The following is a 15,467-nucleotide window of genomic DNA, read 5'->3' as shown; positions in this document are numbered from 1 at the left end:
CTCTTTCTTTACATATCCAGTTATTTTAATTAAAGCTACCGATGCGCTTGATATTTCCCAAATTCATCCAGATGAAAAATGCCTTACCAACGATATTCTGATCAGGAACAAATCCCCAGTAGCGACTGTCGAGACTATTGTCGCGATTGTCCCCCATCATGAAATAATGTCCTTCAGGAACCACGCAGGAAAATCCTTCACTATCATAAGTACAATTTTCTCTTTTCGGAAAATTGAAAGGATCCCGGACAAAGGCAGGCGCATGCTCATCATTCAAAATCCGGTGTGATACACCCGTCAGATTTTCTGTATATTGTTTTGAATAATTCAAATGCTCTTCATCAAGGAAATCTGGCATCGTCTGATAGGAAAGCGTTTTACCGTTAATCAAAAGCCGCTTATTTCTATAGATAACTTTATCTCCTGGCACACCAACCACGCGTTTAATATAATCCACCGTCGGATCCACGGGGTATTTAAATACCATAACATCACCACGCTGTGGGTTGCCTACTTCAACAACTTTTTTATTAAGGATAGGCAAACGAATACCATATTCAAACTTATTTACCAGGATCAGGTCGCCAACAAATAAGGTTGGCAACATAGAGCTGGACGGAATTTTAAATGGTTCGTAAAGAAACGAACGGAGAAAAAAAACCAGTGCGATCACAGGAAAGAAACTACCGGAATACTCTATCCATACTGGCTGACGCAATATGCCAGCTTCCAATTCAGCGCGCTTTCCTGACTCAATGCGGATTCCATCTGCTTCCAGCTTTGCTGTTCTCGCATCAAACTCAGCCAACGCTTTATCTGCTGCAAGGCGCCTTTGTTTGGATAAAAAAAACACATCGAGGAACCAGACGATTCCAGTACCTACTGTCAACACAAACAGAATCAGGGCAAAATTCCCTAAAATTGACTGAAAACTCATTTTTCATCCACTTGTAAAATTGCCAAAAACGCTTCTTGAGGAATTTCTACAGAACCGACCTGTTTCATACGTTTTTTACCCGCTTTTTGCTTTTCAAGCAATTTTCGTTTACGACTGATATCTCCACCATAGCACTTCGCCAATACATTTTTGCGCAGTGCTTTCACGTTCTCACGGGAAATAATATTAGAACCGATAGCAGCCTGAATCGCTACATCAAACATTTGCCTTGGAATCAGCTCCCGCATTTTAGCGGCCACAGCACGCCCCCGGAAGTGACTGTTTGATCGATGAACGATAATCGCCAAAGCATCCACTTTTTCGCTGTTAATCAGCATATCCACCTTAACAACATCGGCGGCACGGTTTTCTTTGAATTCATAATCCATGGACGCGTATCCCCGCGACGTCGACTTCAAACGATCAAAAAAATCCAGGACGATTTCCGCCATCGGCATTTCGTACGTCAATTTAACCTGACGACCGTGATAGCTCATATCCAATTGGACACCACGCTTTTGCGTACACAAGGTAATGACCGCACCGACATATTCCTGCGGCATATATAAATTAACCGTGACAATCGGCTCCCGAATTTCCTCAATCTTGGATGGATCAGGCATTTTGGACGGATTATCAACCATCAGAATGGAACCGTCAGCCATGACCACTTCATAGACGACCGTTGGTGCCGTCGTGATCAGATCCATATCAAACTCGCGTTCGAGACGCTCCTGAACGATCTCCATATGCAACAAGCCCAGGAAACCACAACGGAAACCAAAACCGAGCGCCTGTGACACTTCTGGCTCATACATCAAGGCGGCATCATTGAGCTTTAATTTTTCCAGCGAATCACGTAACGCATCGTACTGATTTGCCTCAACAGGGAACAGACCGGCAAAAACTTGTGGCTGAACTTCCTTAAAGCCAGGTAAAGGCTCAGTTGCCGGCTTATTCGCAATCGTAATTGTATCGCCGACCTTTGCTGCTTTCAGCTCTTTAATCCCCGCTATAACGAAGCCCACCTGCCCCGCCGACAATTGATCCCGCGACAATGATTTCGGCGTAAAAACACCTACGCTTTCCACCAAGTGCTGCGCTTCCGTCGCCATAAACAGGATTTTGTCTTTTGGCCGCAAGGTACCATTGACGATTCTGACCAACATGACCACACCAACGTAATTATCAAACCAGGAATCGACGATCAGTGCTTGCAATGGTGCAGCAGGATCACCTTTTGGCGGCGGAACTTTGGAAATCAGAGACTCCAGAACGTCGACAACACCCAGCCCCGTCTTCGCTGAACAATGGACTGCATCAGAAGCATCAATACCAATGACTTCCTCGATTTCAGCGCAAGCGTTATCCGGGTCAGCAGACGGCAGGTCAATTTTATTCAACACAGGAACAACTTCGACCCCCAACTCAATCGCGGTATAGCAGTTTGCAACTGTTTGCGCCTCAACACCTTGGGATGCATCCACCACCAGCAACGCGCCTTCGCAAGCAGACAATGAACGACTGACTTCGTAGCTAAAATCGACGTGCCCTGGCGTATCAATTAAGTTCAGGTTATAGATCTGACCGTCACGGGACTTATAATGCAACGCTGCAGTCTGCGCCTTAATTGTAATTCCGCGCTCGCGCTCAATATCCATAGAATCAAGGACTTGCGCTTCCATTTCGCGATCTGACAAGCCACCACAAATTTGAATAATCCGATCCGCAAGCGTGGACTTGCCGTGATCGATATGGGCGATAATAGAAAAATTCCGGATATTGTTCATTGAAATTACTAATATTTACTGAGGTGAGGCAAAGGGCTAAAAAAAAGCGCTCCAGTCTGGGCAACAGTCCCCAGGCGAGCGCCTTCAGTTCTGGTTTTGCAAACCGCCATTTTACCGGATTTCAAGATTGGTAACTGAGAATTCACATAAAGCGCACGACTAAATACTATAAAAGAGATAAGAAACCGGGAAGATCTGAACTCGCCAGCTGAGGCAACTCCCACTTCTCTTCATAATCAATTTTTGCCAGATATAAACCATCTGGCATAAACGTAGGTGCGGCGATGCTTCGATCTTTGCTTGCAAGGACATCTGCAATCCAGGAAGGCTCACGCTTACCGGTTCCAACAAAAATAAGAGAGCCGACAATATTGCGCACCATATGATGCAAAAAAGCACTTGCTTTCAAAGTAAAAACAATCAACTCTCCTTGCTGCCTGATCCTGATGTCATACATTTGCTTGACCGGAGTCTTCGCCTGACAACCTGATGCACGAAAAGCAGAAAAGTCATGCTCTCCGAGCAAATAGGCAACCGCCTCGCGCATTCTTGTAACATCGAGTGGGCGAAACACCCATCCCGCTCGTCCAGACCACATGGGAGACCGTATTTTACTATTACTTAATACATAGTGATAGGTTCTGGCTCTGGCGCTGAATCTGGCGTGAAAATTATCTTGCGACCCCTCATCCAAAACCAACTCTTTCGCCCACTGTATCGCTATCGTTTCCGGCAAGAAAGCATTCACACCATTGACCCAGGAATAAGGTGCGCGAGCAAGGTTCGTATCAAAGTGCACAATCTGCTCCAAGCCATGCACTCCAGCATCCGTTCTCCCTGCACAGACGGTATCAACCGTTACCCCGCAAAATTGAAACAACGCCCCTTCTAAGACGTCCTGTATGGTCTCACCAGACGGTTGCGTCTGCCAACCATGCCAACCACTTCCGTCGTACTGCACTCCCAACACAAGACGTTTCACAACAAATCACCATTCAAAATAAAAACGGGCGCAAGCAATCGCTGCGCCCGCAAAAAAAAACTCAAGAGAAGATTATGCCATTTGAGCCAACATAGCGCTTGCACGCTCTTTCTGAGATGTAGTACCACCTTTCAACACTTCATCAAGCAACTCTCTGGCACCATCTTTATCTCCAATCTCATGATAGGCAACCGCCAAATCAAGCTTGGTAGACATTTCAGCGTTTTCCTCAATCTGCTCCTCAACAACAGCTGGAGCCAATTCAACCTCTGCAGATTTATGCGCATCGTCGGATGGCAAATCAAGATCGATTCCCGACAAATCAAATTCAAATGCAGATCCATGGTCTTGCTCAGCAGTCTCAGAGGTCTCAGCGACAGCCTCCGCAACTAGGTCCACATGTTCATCAGCGACCGGCGCATCAAGTAAACCATGCTCAACCGGAGCAGCTTCAATTGCAGGCACATCAAAGTCCAATGAGGCAAAGTCAAGATCAGCAGCCACATCACTAGCAATCTCTTGATCCGCTCCAGACTCAGCTACTGCAGCGACCTCTTCCACAACAGGCTTATTATCGCCAAAATCAAAATCAATACTACCAAAGTCCACGTCAGGCACTTGCTCATCAACAGTTGCTACAGGCGCAACTGGCAGAGCCTCTGGAATCTGAGGTACATCTGCCTCGCTTAAACCCAGGTCAAAATCAAGACTAGCTGCATGATCAGCATCAATGTCCGACACAACATCTTTCCCGGCTTCTGACGTTGCAGCCTGTCCATGTGATGCCGTGTCTATAATACTGATGGCATCCAGCATATCTCTGGATAAGGAATTTGCCAGCAAAGCATCAGGATCAAGATCCTCCAACGGCTGCGTTGTCGCCCCCAAACCACCTTGCACACTGGCTTCTGGAATAGCTTTGCCACCCGCATACAAAGGGTTACCTGGTTCCAGCGCAATACCCATCGACGCTGCCTGCGCCCATTCTTCACCTTCTCCACCGGTCATGCCGTACAGCTCACTCGCCAATCGCTCAAACAACTTAGTGTCTTTTCTGGAAGAATAAATCTCCAGTAATTTAACTCTGACAGCATGGCGGTCAGGCTGAGTTCGCAGTGCTTCTTTTAAAATTTCTTCCGCCTGAGAATCGCGTCCGTAAGCAATATAGACATCGGCCTCGGCAACAGGATCAACCTCATTCGCATCCAACTGACTGGCGGATGGAGCAAAATTTGAATTAAAGACACTATTATTTGTATCGACGCTCTGACCTCCCGTCGAACCAAACATGGAGTTTGCCTTCATGCTGGAACCAGTCAGGATACTGTCTTCAAACTGTTGTGCCTTTTTCTTTTTATTGTTAAACCACAAACCAGCACCAGCAAGAAGCGCCAAGGCTACAGCGCCACCTGGAAGCAAGAAATCAGAAATACTTTCAAAGAAGCTCGGTTCTGGCGGAGGTGGCGGAGGTGCAACAGGCTTACGTCTGGCAGGCTTGTTCGCCGCAGTAGTCACGCTCGCAGGAGATGCATCAACAACGGATGCCGGAGCTGAGGCAACATCAGCACGCTCAGGTGACGACACCGCATTTGATGCTACTTCCGTTTTCCCTACCGTTGCAACAGTTGCACTTGCAGGCGCGGATTTCTGCTCAGCTTTTGCCTTTGCATTTAACTCAAGCTCTTTTGCAGCAAGATCTTTGTTCTTTACATCAAGCAGTCGCTGCAAATCGCTGACATTCTTTTCCAATTCTTTCAAGCGGCCAGCAGCCTCTGCGGCCGCCTTATTTTTTGCCAGCTTATCCTCTTCAGACAAACCTTTACCATCACTGGTTTTGGTCGCAGCATTAGCTGATTTTGACAGTTTTAACTTATCAGCAGACTCGCTGGTAGCTGAGGGAGTCTCTTTAACCTTTGCCGTGATAGTCCCGCTTGCCGTTTGCTTTGCGGCCTGTCCTTTTTCCGCAGGAGCACGATCAACATGATCCGCAAGTTTATTGCGATACGCATTGAAGTCAGCAGCATGAGCCAATACGACAGAATGCGCGCCAGACGCATTTCCGGCACTCGCCTGTATGGCATCGCTATCCGGTATCGATAAAATCTGACCAGCTTTCAGGCGATTCATATTCTGACCGACGAACGCTTGTGGATTAGCCTTGTACAGGCTCACCAACATCTGATCCAGAGACACCCCTTCAGAGCGGTAGGCCGAAGCAACCTTCATCAGTGTGTCGCCTTTTTTTACAGCATAATCACCCGCCTTGGTTTGCGCTTGGGCAGGTGCCACCCCCTCTTTTACCTGCACAGATGACTTCGGATTCACGGCAGCGGTCGCCTGCGCCGGAACACGGGTTGCGACCTCAGAAGTCGTTCCAGCTTGTCGCTTATTTGCGACAACCGTTGGATTTGCTAACTGAGGGGACTGACTGCTTCTCAATTCCGCAGGATCAAGCAGGAATGTGTACTCTCGAAGCAACTTCCCGTTGGAAGAATTCATTTCCAGCAACATATCAACAAACGGCTCATTCATCGCTTGCGAAGACGTCACCTTGATCACATAACCAGAACCACGCTGCTCTACGGCAAAACGCAAAGACAACAGTGCCGCATTAAAATCGATATTTGCCTGACGAAACGCTTCAGCGGAAGCCAATTTAGGCACCAGCGAGCCAATTTCATCCTTACTAGGCGAGGTAAGTTCAATTTCTGCGCGGAGTGGCTGCCCCAGAGAAGACAACACTGTCAGACGCCCCATACCTGTCGCATTTGCCTGCGACATTAACAGCAAGCTCGACGTTACCGCAATGCTCAAGACTTTGCGTCCCAGGGAAGTCACAGATGTTCTTTTTTGTTTATGCATTTTGTCAGACATATTGGGAATTTGGCGAACAAAGTCCGCTGGGATAGGCTTAATAAATTGCCGGGCTAAGCGTCATATTGTTTCACGATAACATTACCAACTTAGCGGTGCAAGCTTAACCCGATTTGCAAGCATGGTAAATACAAGAAGAAGAGAATGAGGGCACGATTTGTCAATATCGTTGCTGTCATTTAACAATGCAAGTAACTTAGGGGGGTATTTTGTAATTATTTGTAAGCAAAAAAAAGGGGGAAGGCATTTGCCCTCCCCTTTTGCAACATCAGACCGATATCAGTCAATCAGAATACGCAACATCCGGCGCAGAGGCTCTGCAGCACCCCATAAAAGCTGATCACCAACAGTAAATGCTCCAACATACTCCGGTCCCATCGCGAGCTTACGAATGCGCCCAACAGGGATCGTCATCGTTCCCGTTACAGCAACTGGCGTCAAATCACGAACACTGGCTTCGCGTGTATTTGGCACCACTTTCACCCATTCGTTATCGGCCGCGATCATCGCCTCAATGTCCGCAACTGGAACATCTTTTTTCAACTTGAATGTCAGCGCCTGACTATGACAGCGCATTGCACCGATACGGATGCAGAAGCCATCCACCGGAACCGCAGCAGTACCGTAACCTTCGCCCTGACCAAGTATCTTATTCGTCTCAGCCATGCCCTTCCACTCTTCCTTAGACATACCATCACCGAGGTCTTTGTCGATCCATGGGATCAGGGAACCGCCCAATGGCACACCGAAATTGGCAGTCTCAGCAGCAGACAGCGAACGTTGTTTTGCAATGACCTTACGATCAATTTCCAGAATTGCGCTCTTAGGATCATCCAACAGATCTCTTACTTCGGCATTCAAGGTTCCGTACTGCGTCAGCAATTCACGCATATGCTGAGCACCACCGCCAGATGCAGCCTGGTAAGTCTGAGTGCTCATCCAGTCAACCAGACCCGCTTTATACAAAGCACCAACACCCATCAACATGCAACTTACGGTGCAGTTGCCGCCGATCCAGTTTTTCTGGCCTTTTGCCAGCGCATCTTTAATCACTGGTAAATTGACCGGATCCAGCACGATCACGGCATCATCATTCATACGCAAGCTCGACGCAGCGTCAATCCAATGACCATTCCAACCGGCAGCACGCAATTTCGGGAAAACTTCGTTCGTGTAATCACCACCCTGGCAGGTAATAATAATTTCGCACTTCTTCAATGCGTCAATATCATTTGCGTCTTTCAGCGTCTTCTCGTTTTTTGCCATCGCAGGCGCCGTACCGCCTGTATTCGATGTTGAAAAGAATACTGGTTCTATATGAGCGAAATCGCCTTCTTCCTGCATACGCTGCATCAGAACCGATCCCACCATCCCACGCCAACCTACCAAACCCACCAGTTTCATCATTTTTCCCTAAAAATGCAGGACGTCCCTGCCCATCAATAAAAACCTTAACTCGCCAACGCATTCACCACAGCGCGCCCCATCTCCGCAGTACCAACTTTGGTTGTACCCGCTTCGTAAATATCCGGTGTGCGCAAGCCCTGAGCCAGTACCTTCTTCACCGCATTTTCGATACGATCTGCCTGCTCTGCTTTATTCAGAGAGTAGCGCAACATCATCGCTGCAGACAGAATGGTCGCCAGCGGATTTGCCACGCCTTTGCCAGCGATATCCGGTGCAGACCCATGTGAAGGCTCATACAAGCCCTTGTTATTCGCGTCCAGCGAAGCCGATGGCAGCATGCCGATAGAACCAGTCAGCATCGCCGCGGCATCAGACAAAATATCGCCGAACATATTACCGGTCACGATCACGTCGAACTTCTTAGGCGCGCGCACTAATTGCATCGCCGCGTTATCAACATACATGTGATCCAGCGCGACATCCGGGTATTCTTTATGCACATCGGTTACGATGTCCTTCCAAAATTGGAAAGTTTCAAGCACGTTTGCCTTATCAACACTGGTCAGGCGCTTGTCACGCTTTTGTGCAGCCTGAAATGCGACGTGGGCAATACGACGGATTTCCGTTTCAGCATAACGCATGGTATCGAAGCCCTCGCGCTCACCTTTGAACGGGCCATCAGGACAAACACGCACGCCGCGCGGCTGACCGAAATAAATGTCGCCAGTCAATTCACGGATAATCAGAATATCCAGACCCGACACGACTTCCGGCTTCAGCGTCGAAGCGCCCGCCAACTCAGGATACAAAATCGCCGGGCGCAAATTAGCAAATAACTTCAGGTTTTTACGCAAGCCCAGAATCGCTTGCTCGGGACGCAAAGCGCGTTCCAGCGTATCGTATTTCCAATCACCGACAGAACCAAACAATACCGCATCGGCTTCTTGCGCCAGCTTCAAGGTCGCATCCGGCAACGGATGACCTGAGGTTTCATAACCTGCACCACCAACTGGTGCCGTTTCCATTTCAAATTGCTCGCCCAGCGCATTCAGAACTTGTACTGCCTGTTCAACGATTTCCGGGCCTATGCCATCACCTGGCAAAATTGCTATCTTCATTTTTTCTGTTCTTTATTAAATCGTATTCGCCAACCACGGTTGCGCGGCGATGTGACGTTCTTCAAACGCACGAATTTTGTCTGCCTGACGCAATGTCAGACCAATATCATCCAAGCCATTGATCAGACAATATTTGCGAAATGCATCAATTTCAAACGGATAACTGACACTGCCGTTCGATGTCGTGACCATTTGCTTTTCGAGATCAATCACCAGACGGAAACCTGGAAAAGCTTTAACCTCGTTAAATAAATGATCGACTTGCGTCTCACTCAGAACGATAGGCAGCAGCCCATTTTTGTAGCAGTTATTGAAGAAAATGTCGGCAAAACTCGGAGCGATAATTGCGCGAAAACCATATTGCTCCAACGCCCACGGCGCATGCTCCCGTGAAGAGCCGCAGCCAAAATTTTTGCGTGCCAACAGGATTGAAGCACCTTGATAGCGCGCCTGATTCAACACGAAATCCGGATTCAGCGGGCGAGCACTATTATCCATACCAGGCTCGCCATGATCCAGATAACGCCACTCATCAAACAAATTCGGGCCGAAACCAGTACGCTGTATCGACTTCAGAAACTGCTTAGGAATGATGGCATCGGTATCTACATTCGCCCGATCCATAGGCGCTACGACGCCATCCAGTAAAGTAAATTTTTCCATATAACGGCTTATTTTTTCCCTGCGCCTTCAACAACCTCACCGGCTTTTTTGACATCTTTACCGATACCCTGCACGGTATTGCAAGCGGACAAAGTCAATACACAAGCCACACAAGACAAAATAAAGAAGATTTTTTTCATGATGATTCCTTTTGCAAATGTTTATGACAAGCGACGTACGTCAACAAAATGACCTTCAATTCCTGCAGCAGCAGCCATCGCCGGAGACACAAGATGAGTGCGCCCACCCTGCCCCTGACGCCCCTCAAAATTACGATTGGATGTAGATGCACAGCGTTCGCCCGGTTCCAGGCGGTCTGCATTCATCGCCAGACACATAGAGCAACCTGGCTCACGCCATTCAAAACCGGCATCACGGAAAATTTTATCCAGACCTTCGCGTTCAGCCTGCTCTTTGACCAGACCAGAGCCCGGTACAACCAAGGCCAGCTTCACGTTTGAGGCGCGGAATTTGCCACGCACTACGGCAGCGGCGGCACGCAAATCCTCAATCCGCGAATTCGTACACGAACCGATAAAAACCTTGTCGATGCGAATGTCAGCAATGGCCGTATTTGGTTTCAATTCCATATAAGCCAGCGCTTTTTCAATCGCATCGCGCTTGACTGCATCTCTTTCCTGATCCGGATCGGGAACGCGGCTATCAATCGCCACCACCATTTCCGGCGAAGTACCCCAGGTTACCTGCGGCTTGATTTCTGCCGCATTCAAGGTCACCACCAAATCAAACTTTGCGCCAGCATCTGAATGTAAGGTTTTCCAGTATTCAACGGCACGATCCCAATGCGGACCCACCGGTGAAAATGGACGGCCTTTGACATAATCAATCGTGGTCTGATCGACCGCCACCATACCGGCGCGGGCACCTGCCTCAATCGCCATATTGCAAACAGTCATCCGACCTTCCATCGATAAGCTGCGTATCGTCGAGCCAGCAAATTCAATTGCGTAACCAGTACCGCCAGCGGTGCCTATTTTGCCGATAATCGCCAGCACTACATCTTTTGCAGTCACGCCGGCAGGCAAAGCACCATCCACTTGTACCAGCATGGCTTTGGATTTTTTCGCGATCAGTGTTTGCGTTGCGAGTACGTGTTCCACCTCAGAAGTGCCAATACCGTGCGCCAGACAGGCAAACGCGCCGTGCGTCGAGGTGTGAGAATCCCCACACACAACGGTCATGCCTGGCAAGGTGGCACCTTGTTCAGGGCCGATAACGTGGACGATACCCTGACGCTTATCCGCCATACTGAAATACGTCAAACCATATTGTTTCGCATTTTTATCCAGCGTTTCGACTTGCAAACGGGACGTAGGGTCATCAATGCCATTGATGCGATTCGTGGTCGGCACATTGTGATCGGCGACCACCAGATTTGCTGCATTACGCCAAGGTTGGCGTCCGGCGATCTTTAAGCCTTCAAACGCCTGCGGGCTCGTGACTTCGTGTAGCAAATGACGGTCAATATACAGAATGGCTGTGCCGTCGTCTTCGGAGTGAACTACATGAGATTCCCACAATTTGTCGTAAAGCGTTTTGAGCATAATCTGAAGCCTGAAGAAGTCGTGATGAATTTGAACAGCGAAACCGCATTGGGTCTGTTTTTTGCATTTGATTATGCCACAATTGTGCTATGCAAAACCACGCTGAAAGCCAAAAATGGAATTCCAAATCAGTAGAAAAGTCTGAAATTTAAAAAAATTCCCGAATTTTCATCTGCATGGAAAGGAATTTTCACAGAATAACCAATATTTATTCCGTCACGAATAAAATGGCAAGGGAGTAGAAACGGGGGTGACAGCACCCGTGGGAAGCCCCAATATACTCCCCCCAGTATATCCAGAGACCCAGTCTTTACGCGGAGACAAAGGCAAAAAGACCGGATACTCCCCCAAATACTAAATTTGCGGTGACTTTAAGGCAGGCTGTGAGAATGTCTGCTTGGTTTAACGCGCAAAAAAGTCCGGGCTGACCACATCACCACATTGCGCCCGGTGACGCAGCGCATGATCCATCAGCACCAAGGCCAGCATCGCTTCGGCAATCGGCGTCGCACGGATACCGACACAGGGGTCATGCCGACCGAAAGTTTCCACCATCACGGGTTTGCCGTCTTTATCAATCGACTGGCGCGGGGTACGAATTGATGAGGTCGGCTTAATCGCTATCGACACCGTAATATCTTGCCCGGTAGAGATGCCGCCCAGAATTCCGCCAGCATTGTTACCGACAAAACCTTGCGGTGTGATTTCATCGCCATGCACAGAACCACGCTGTGCAACCGATTGAAAACCGGCGCCGATTTCCACCCCTTTCACCGCATTAATCCCCATCATGGCAAAGGCAATATCGGCATCGAGTTTGTCGTAAATAGGCTCACCCAGTCCCACCGGCACGTTGGTCGCTACCACATCGATTTTCGCTCCGATGGAGTCGCCGTCTTTACGCAGGTCATCCATGTAGTTTTCCAGTTGCGCAATCAATGCGGCATCGGCGGTCGGCGCGAAAAAAGGATTTTCCGCCGCATGCGTCCACGACTGAAAGGGAATCGCAATCTCGCCTAGCTGGCTCATGCCGCCTTTAAATTCCGTACCAAATTTTTGCTTCAGCCACTTTTTTGCAATCGCCGCAGCACCAACCACCGGCGCCGTCAGACGTGCCGACGAACGGCCGCCGCCACGCGGATCACGAATGCCATATTTGCTCCAGTAGGTGAAATCGGCATGTCCAGGACGAAAGGTTTCAGTGATATTGCCATAATCTTTGCTACGTTGATCCTGATTACGAATCAGCAATGCGATCGGTGTTCCGGTGGTTTTACCCTGATAAACACCGGACAGTATCTCTACCGTGTCAGGCTCCTGGCGCTGAGTAACGTGGCGAGATGTTCCGGGTTTGCGACGATCCAGTTCAGGCTGAATATCGGCCTCAGATAAATCCATACCAGGCGGGCATCCGTCAATCACACAACCGATCGCAGGACCATGAGATTCACCAAATGTAGTAACAGTAAACAGCGTTCCAAAAGTGTTGCCAGACATAATATTTTGCGAGAGAAGTTAAAAACAGAATTTAAATCATTCTAACAGCTTAATGCGGGCTTGCCGCCCGTGTACGCACCACATCCGCGCTTGCTTTGCACTGAAAAGCAGGCATTTGATGTTTTCCACACCAATAATGCTTTTTTATTGATAAAGAAAAGGCCGGAGGCTTGGCTTAGGTGATTTTTAATGTCATAGTTCGAGCAGAAGACAAAATCACGCAATCTGAGTATAAAGATATGCAACGCATGGAGCCGCATTTCCGATGATTTCACCGACTCACCCTGCCGAAGATAACCTGATTTTCCTTGATGAACACGATCAGGAGCCATCCCCGGCAGAACCTAAAGCGCGCTCCAGCTGGAGGATCATGATCATCGACGATGATCCTGACGTTCATTCAGCAACAACGTTCGCGCTTGGCAGCCTCGAAATACAGCACAGGCCGTTGAGTTTTCTCCATGCCTATTCAGCCTCGGAAGCGCGAGCCATACTGGAGACAGAATCCGATATCGCTATCATTTTGCTCGACGTCGTGATGGAGCAGGAAGATGCCGGCTTGCAACTCGTTAATTACATCCGCAAATCACTGAAACTGAGCGATGTCCGTATTATTCTGAGAACCGGGCAACCTGGCTATGCTCCTGAGATCGATGCGATCCGGGATTACGATATCAACGATTACAAAACCAAGTCTGAACTGACCCGCACCAAGCTTTATACAGCAGTGACATCGGCCATCCGCTCGTACGAGCAGATCTGCGACATCAACGCCAGCCGGCACGGACTTGAGAATGTCATCAATGCCAGCACTGAATTAATGGCACTGCATGGATTGTCGCATTTTGCCGAGGGTGTACTCACGCAGATCAATCATTTGCTGGGCATCAGTGCAGAGGGTTTTATCTGCGCACGGCAAAACCCGCTCGTTAAAGACGAGCACGCCAATGATCTGCACATCGTCGCCGCCACAAAAGCTTTTTCTGACCTGCTGGGACAACCGATTTCGGCGATCAGACAAACAAAAGCGATCGACGTCATCACAAAATCGCTTGCGGAAGGACAAAGCATATACGGCAATGATGCGACCGTACTCCGTTTCAATAATCCGGCAAGAAAAGACTTTACGCTGTACCTTGAAAACGGCTTGCGTCTGAATGAAATGGATAAGCGCCTGCTGGAAGTATTTTGCAGCAATGTTTCAGTAGGACTGGACAATGTAGTATTAACGTCGCGCCTGCACAATTACGCCTTCTATGATGTGCTGACAGGTCTGTCAAATCGCTTAAAATTACTCCAGACACTCAATGAAATTATTGCCTCGCCGCTCAAAAATCACAGCACGCTGTCGCTGATCGATATTGATCATTTCGCCGAAACCAACGATGCGCTGGGCCATCATTTCGGAGATCTGCTGCTGTACTCCGTTGCGCAGCGTCTGAGCAATCATTTCGGTTGTGAATGTAAGTTAGCCAGAGTCGGCAGTGACACGTTCGCTCTGGTCGGCGACCAAAAACTAGTTTGCCCTGAAAATATTCTGGCGCTATTTACCAAGCCGTTTGACGTTGATAATCAGGAAGTGCAACTTTCCGCCACAATCGGCTTGATTAAACTTGATGAATACGATGGCGACGGCTCTGAGGCATTAAAAGACACCAACATCGCACTGAAACGTGCAAAGACGCATCAGCGTGGCGGTTACGAATATTTCACCAGAAGTATGGGCGTTGAAATTCGTGAACGCGTACTTTTAATGCATGCCTTGCGCGCCGCATTTGAGCATCAACGCTTATTTGTCGTCTATCAACCGCAGATCGATATACGAAGCGGCAAAATTCTTGGCGCCGAAGCTTTGTTACGCTGGAGAACGGATGATGGGAAGTTTATCCCACCCGATCAATTCATCCCGATTGCAGAATATTCTGGCCTGATCGTCGATATCGGCGAATGGGTGCTGCGCAGCGCCTGCCATGAACTAGTGTACCTGCGCGGCTTGGGCTATACCGAATTCCAAATGGCAGTCAACGTTTCTCAGGTACAGTTCTCTCACCCTCTGTTCCTGCAAACACTCAACAAAGCGCTTGAAGACACCAAAGCACCGCCACAATTCGTCGAACTTGAAATCACCGAGTCGATGGCGATGAAAGACCCGGAATTGCTGATTAAAACGCTGCGTCAGATTAAGCAACTTGGCGTCAGTATTTCAATTGATGATTTCGGTACAGGATTCTCTTCATTAAGTCACTTGCAAAAACTCGATATCGATAAACTCAAAATCGACAGAGCCTTTGTCAATGACATTCAGGAAAACGCGAGCGAAGGCAGCATCGCAAAAATGATCGTTCAGCTCGGTCAGAATCTTGGACTGGCTGTCATTGCTGAAGGCGTGGAAAATCAGATGCAGGCGGATACCTTACTGTCTTACGGCTGCAATCTGGCACAGGGCTATTTTTACGCAAAACCTCTGACGCGCGGCGATCTTCACGCATGGCTGGAAAACAGACCATCGCACTGAGCATTCTGGCGCTAAGTTCACATAGAAAAAACCAGGAAAGACGACACACTACACAATTGTGTCGTCTTTTTTTCATTCTGCCCCTCGTTTCTGACGGACTATCGCATACCGATGGCGTG

At 48.6% G+C, this 15,467-nt stretch carries 11 protein-coding genes; 1 reads left to right on the top strand and 10 read right to left on the bottom strand.

All coding sequences use genetic code 11. The annotated features are described in order from the left end of the window. Positions 1 to 25 precede the first annotated feature (25 nt). The 10 genes from lepB to aroC all read right to left on the bottom strand — a co-directional run bounded on the left by lepB (position 26) and on the right by aroC (position 12,833). Positions 26 to 937 (bottom strand): signal peptidase I, encoded by a 912-nt coding sequence (gene lepB, locus Undi14_RS15650; protein WP_200181424.1) that lies wholly within the window; start codon positions 935 to 937, stop codon positions 26 to 28. After that, positions 934 to 2,727 (bottom strand): translation elongation factor 4, encoded by a 1,794-nt coding sequence (gene lepA / locus Undi14_RS15645; RefSeq protein WP_186883666.1) that lies wholly within the window; start codon positions 2,725 to 2,727, stop codon positions 934 to 936. Before lepA ends, lepB begins: the two co-directional genes overlap by 4 nt. A 166-nt stretch (positions 2,728 to 2,893) precedes the next feature. Next, positions 2,894 to 3,709 carry a tRNA pseudouridine(38-40) synthase TruA gene (truA, locus tag Undi14_RS15640; RefSeq protein WP_200181422.1) on the bottom strand — a complete coding sequence of 272 codons (816 nt, stop codon included), beginning with the start codon at positions 3,707 to 3,709 and terminating at the stop codon, positions 2,894 to 2,896. A gap of 72 nt (positions 3,710 to 3,781) precedes the next feature. After that, positions 3,782 to 6,547 carry a FimV/HubP family polar landmark protein gene (locus tag Undi14_RS15635; RefSeq protein ID WP_370589964.1) on the bottom strand — a complete coding sequence of 922 codons (2,766 nt, stop codon included), beginning with the start codon at positions 6,545 to 6,547 and terminating at the stop codon, positions 3,782 to 3,784. Between the two features lie 315 nt (positions 6,548 to 6,862). Beyond that, positions 6,863 to 7,990 carry an aspartate-semialdehyde dehydrogenase gene (gene asd, locus Undi14_RS15630; RefSeq protein WP_200181418.1) on the bottom strand — a complete coding sequence of 376 codons (1,128 nt, stop codon included), beginning with the start codon at positions 7,988 to 7,990 and terminating at the stop codon, positions 6,863 to 6,865. Between the two features lie 44 nt (positions 7,991 to 8,034). Continuing rightward, positions 8,035 to 9,108, bottom strand: a complete 1,074-nt coding sequence (gene leuB / locus Undi14_RS15625) for a 3-isopropylmalate dehydrogenase (protein WP_200181416.1) — start codon at positions 9,106 to 9,108, stop codon at positions 8,035 to 8,037. Between the two features lie 15 nt (positions 9,109 to 9,123). Further along, entirely contained in the window at positions 9,124 to 9,771 is a 648-nt protein-coding gene (leuD, locus tag Undi14_RS15620) for a 3-isopropylmalate dehydratase small subunit (protein ID WP_200181413.1), read from the bottom strand. An 8-nt stretch (positions 9,772 to 9,779) separates the two neighbouring features. Then, a complete protein-coding gene (locus Undi14_RS15615; protein ID WP_186883672.1) occupies positions 9,780 to 9,911 on the bottom strand; it encodes an entericidin A/B family lipoprotein in 132 nt (43 codons plus the stop codon). Between the two features lie 21 nt (positions 9,912 to 9,932). Further along, on the bottom strand, positions 9,933 to 11,336 hold the full coding sequence (gene leuC / locus Undi14_RS15610) for a 3-isopropylmalate dehydratase large subunit (RefSeq protein WP_186883673.1): 1,404 nt from the start codon (positions 11,334 to 11,336) through the stop codon (positions 9,933 to 9,935). A 402-nt stretch (positions 11,337 to 11,738) separates the two neighbouring features. Continuing rightward, positions 11,739 to 12,833, bottom strand: coding sequence for a chorismate synthase (aroC, locus tag Undi14_RS15605; RefSeq protein WP_200181411.1), 1,095 nt, complete (start codon positions 12,831 to 12,833; stop codon positions 11,739 to 11,741). A gap of 265 nt (positions 12,834 to 13,098) precedes the next feature. On the opposite strand from aroC, the gene Undi14_RS15600 reads away from it, so the two are divergent. Then, on the top strand, positions 13,099 to 15,348 hold the full coding sequence (locus tag Undi14_RS15600) for an EAL domain-containing protein (protein ID WP_234030636.1): 2,250 nt from the start codon (positions 13,099 to 13,101) through the stop codon (positions 15,346 to 15,348). Positions 15,349 to 15,467: the final 119 nt, after the last annotated feature.

This window comes from Undibacterium sp. 14-3-2, assembly GCF_016595265.1.
In the GTDB taxonomy this organism is placed as follows: domain Bacteria; phylum Pseudomonadota; class Gammaproteobacteria; order Burkholderiales; family Burkholderiaceae_D; genus Undibacterium; species Undibacterium aquatile.
The sequence above is the reverse complement of the archived record's forward strand: the minus strand, read 5'-3'. Positions and strand labels throughout refer to the sequence as shown.

Bases quoted from the DNA above. Each gene is read 5' to 3' on its own strand.
- lepB (WP_200181424.1), bottom strand. From the start codon at position 937: ATGAGTTTTCAGTCAATTTTAGGGAATTTTGCCCTGATTCTGTTTGTG.
- lepA (WP_186883666.1), bottom strand. From the start codon at position 2,727: ATGAACAATATCCGGAATTTTTCTATTATCGCCCATATCGATCACGGC.
- asd (WP_200181418.1), bottom strand. From the start codon at position 7,990: ATGATGAAACTGGTGGGTTTGGTAGGTTGGCGTGGGATGGTGGGATCG.
- leuB (WP_200181416.1), bottom strand. From the start codon at position 9,108: ATGAAGATAGCAATTTTGCCAGGTGATGGCATAGGCCCGGAAATCGTT.
- leuD (WP_200181413.1), bottom strand. From the start codon at position 9,771: ATGGAAAAATTTACTTTACTGGATGGCGTCGTAGCGCCTATGGATCGG.
- Undi14_RS15615 (WP_186883672.1), bottom strand. From the start codon at position 9,911: ATGAAAAAAATCTTCTTTATTTTGTCTTGTGTGGCTTGTGTATTGACT.
- leuC (WP_186883673.1), bottom strand. From the start codon at position 11,336: ATGCTCAAAACGCTTTACGACAAATTGTGGGAATCTCATGTAGTTCAC.
- aroC (WP_200181411.1), bottom strand. From the start codon at position 12,833: ATGTCTGGCAACACTTTTGGAACGCTGTTTACTGTTACTACATTTGGT.
- Undi14_RS15600 (WP_234030636.1), top strand. From the start codon at position 13,099: ATGATTTCACCGACTCACCCTGCCGAAGATAACCTGATTTTCCTTGAT.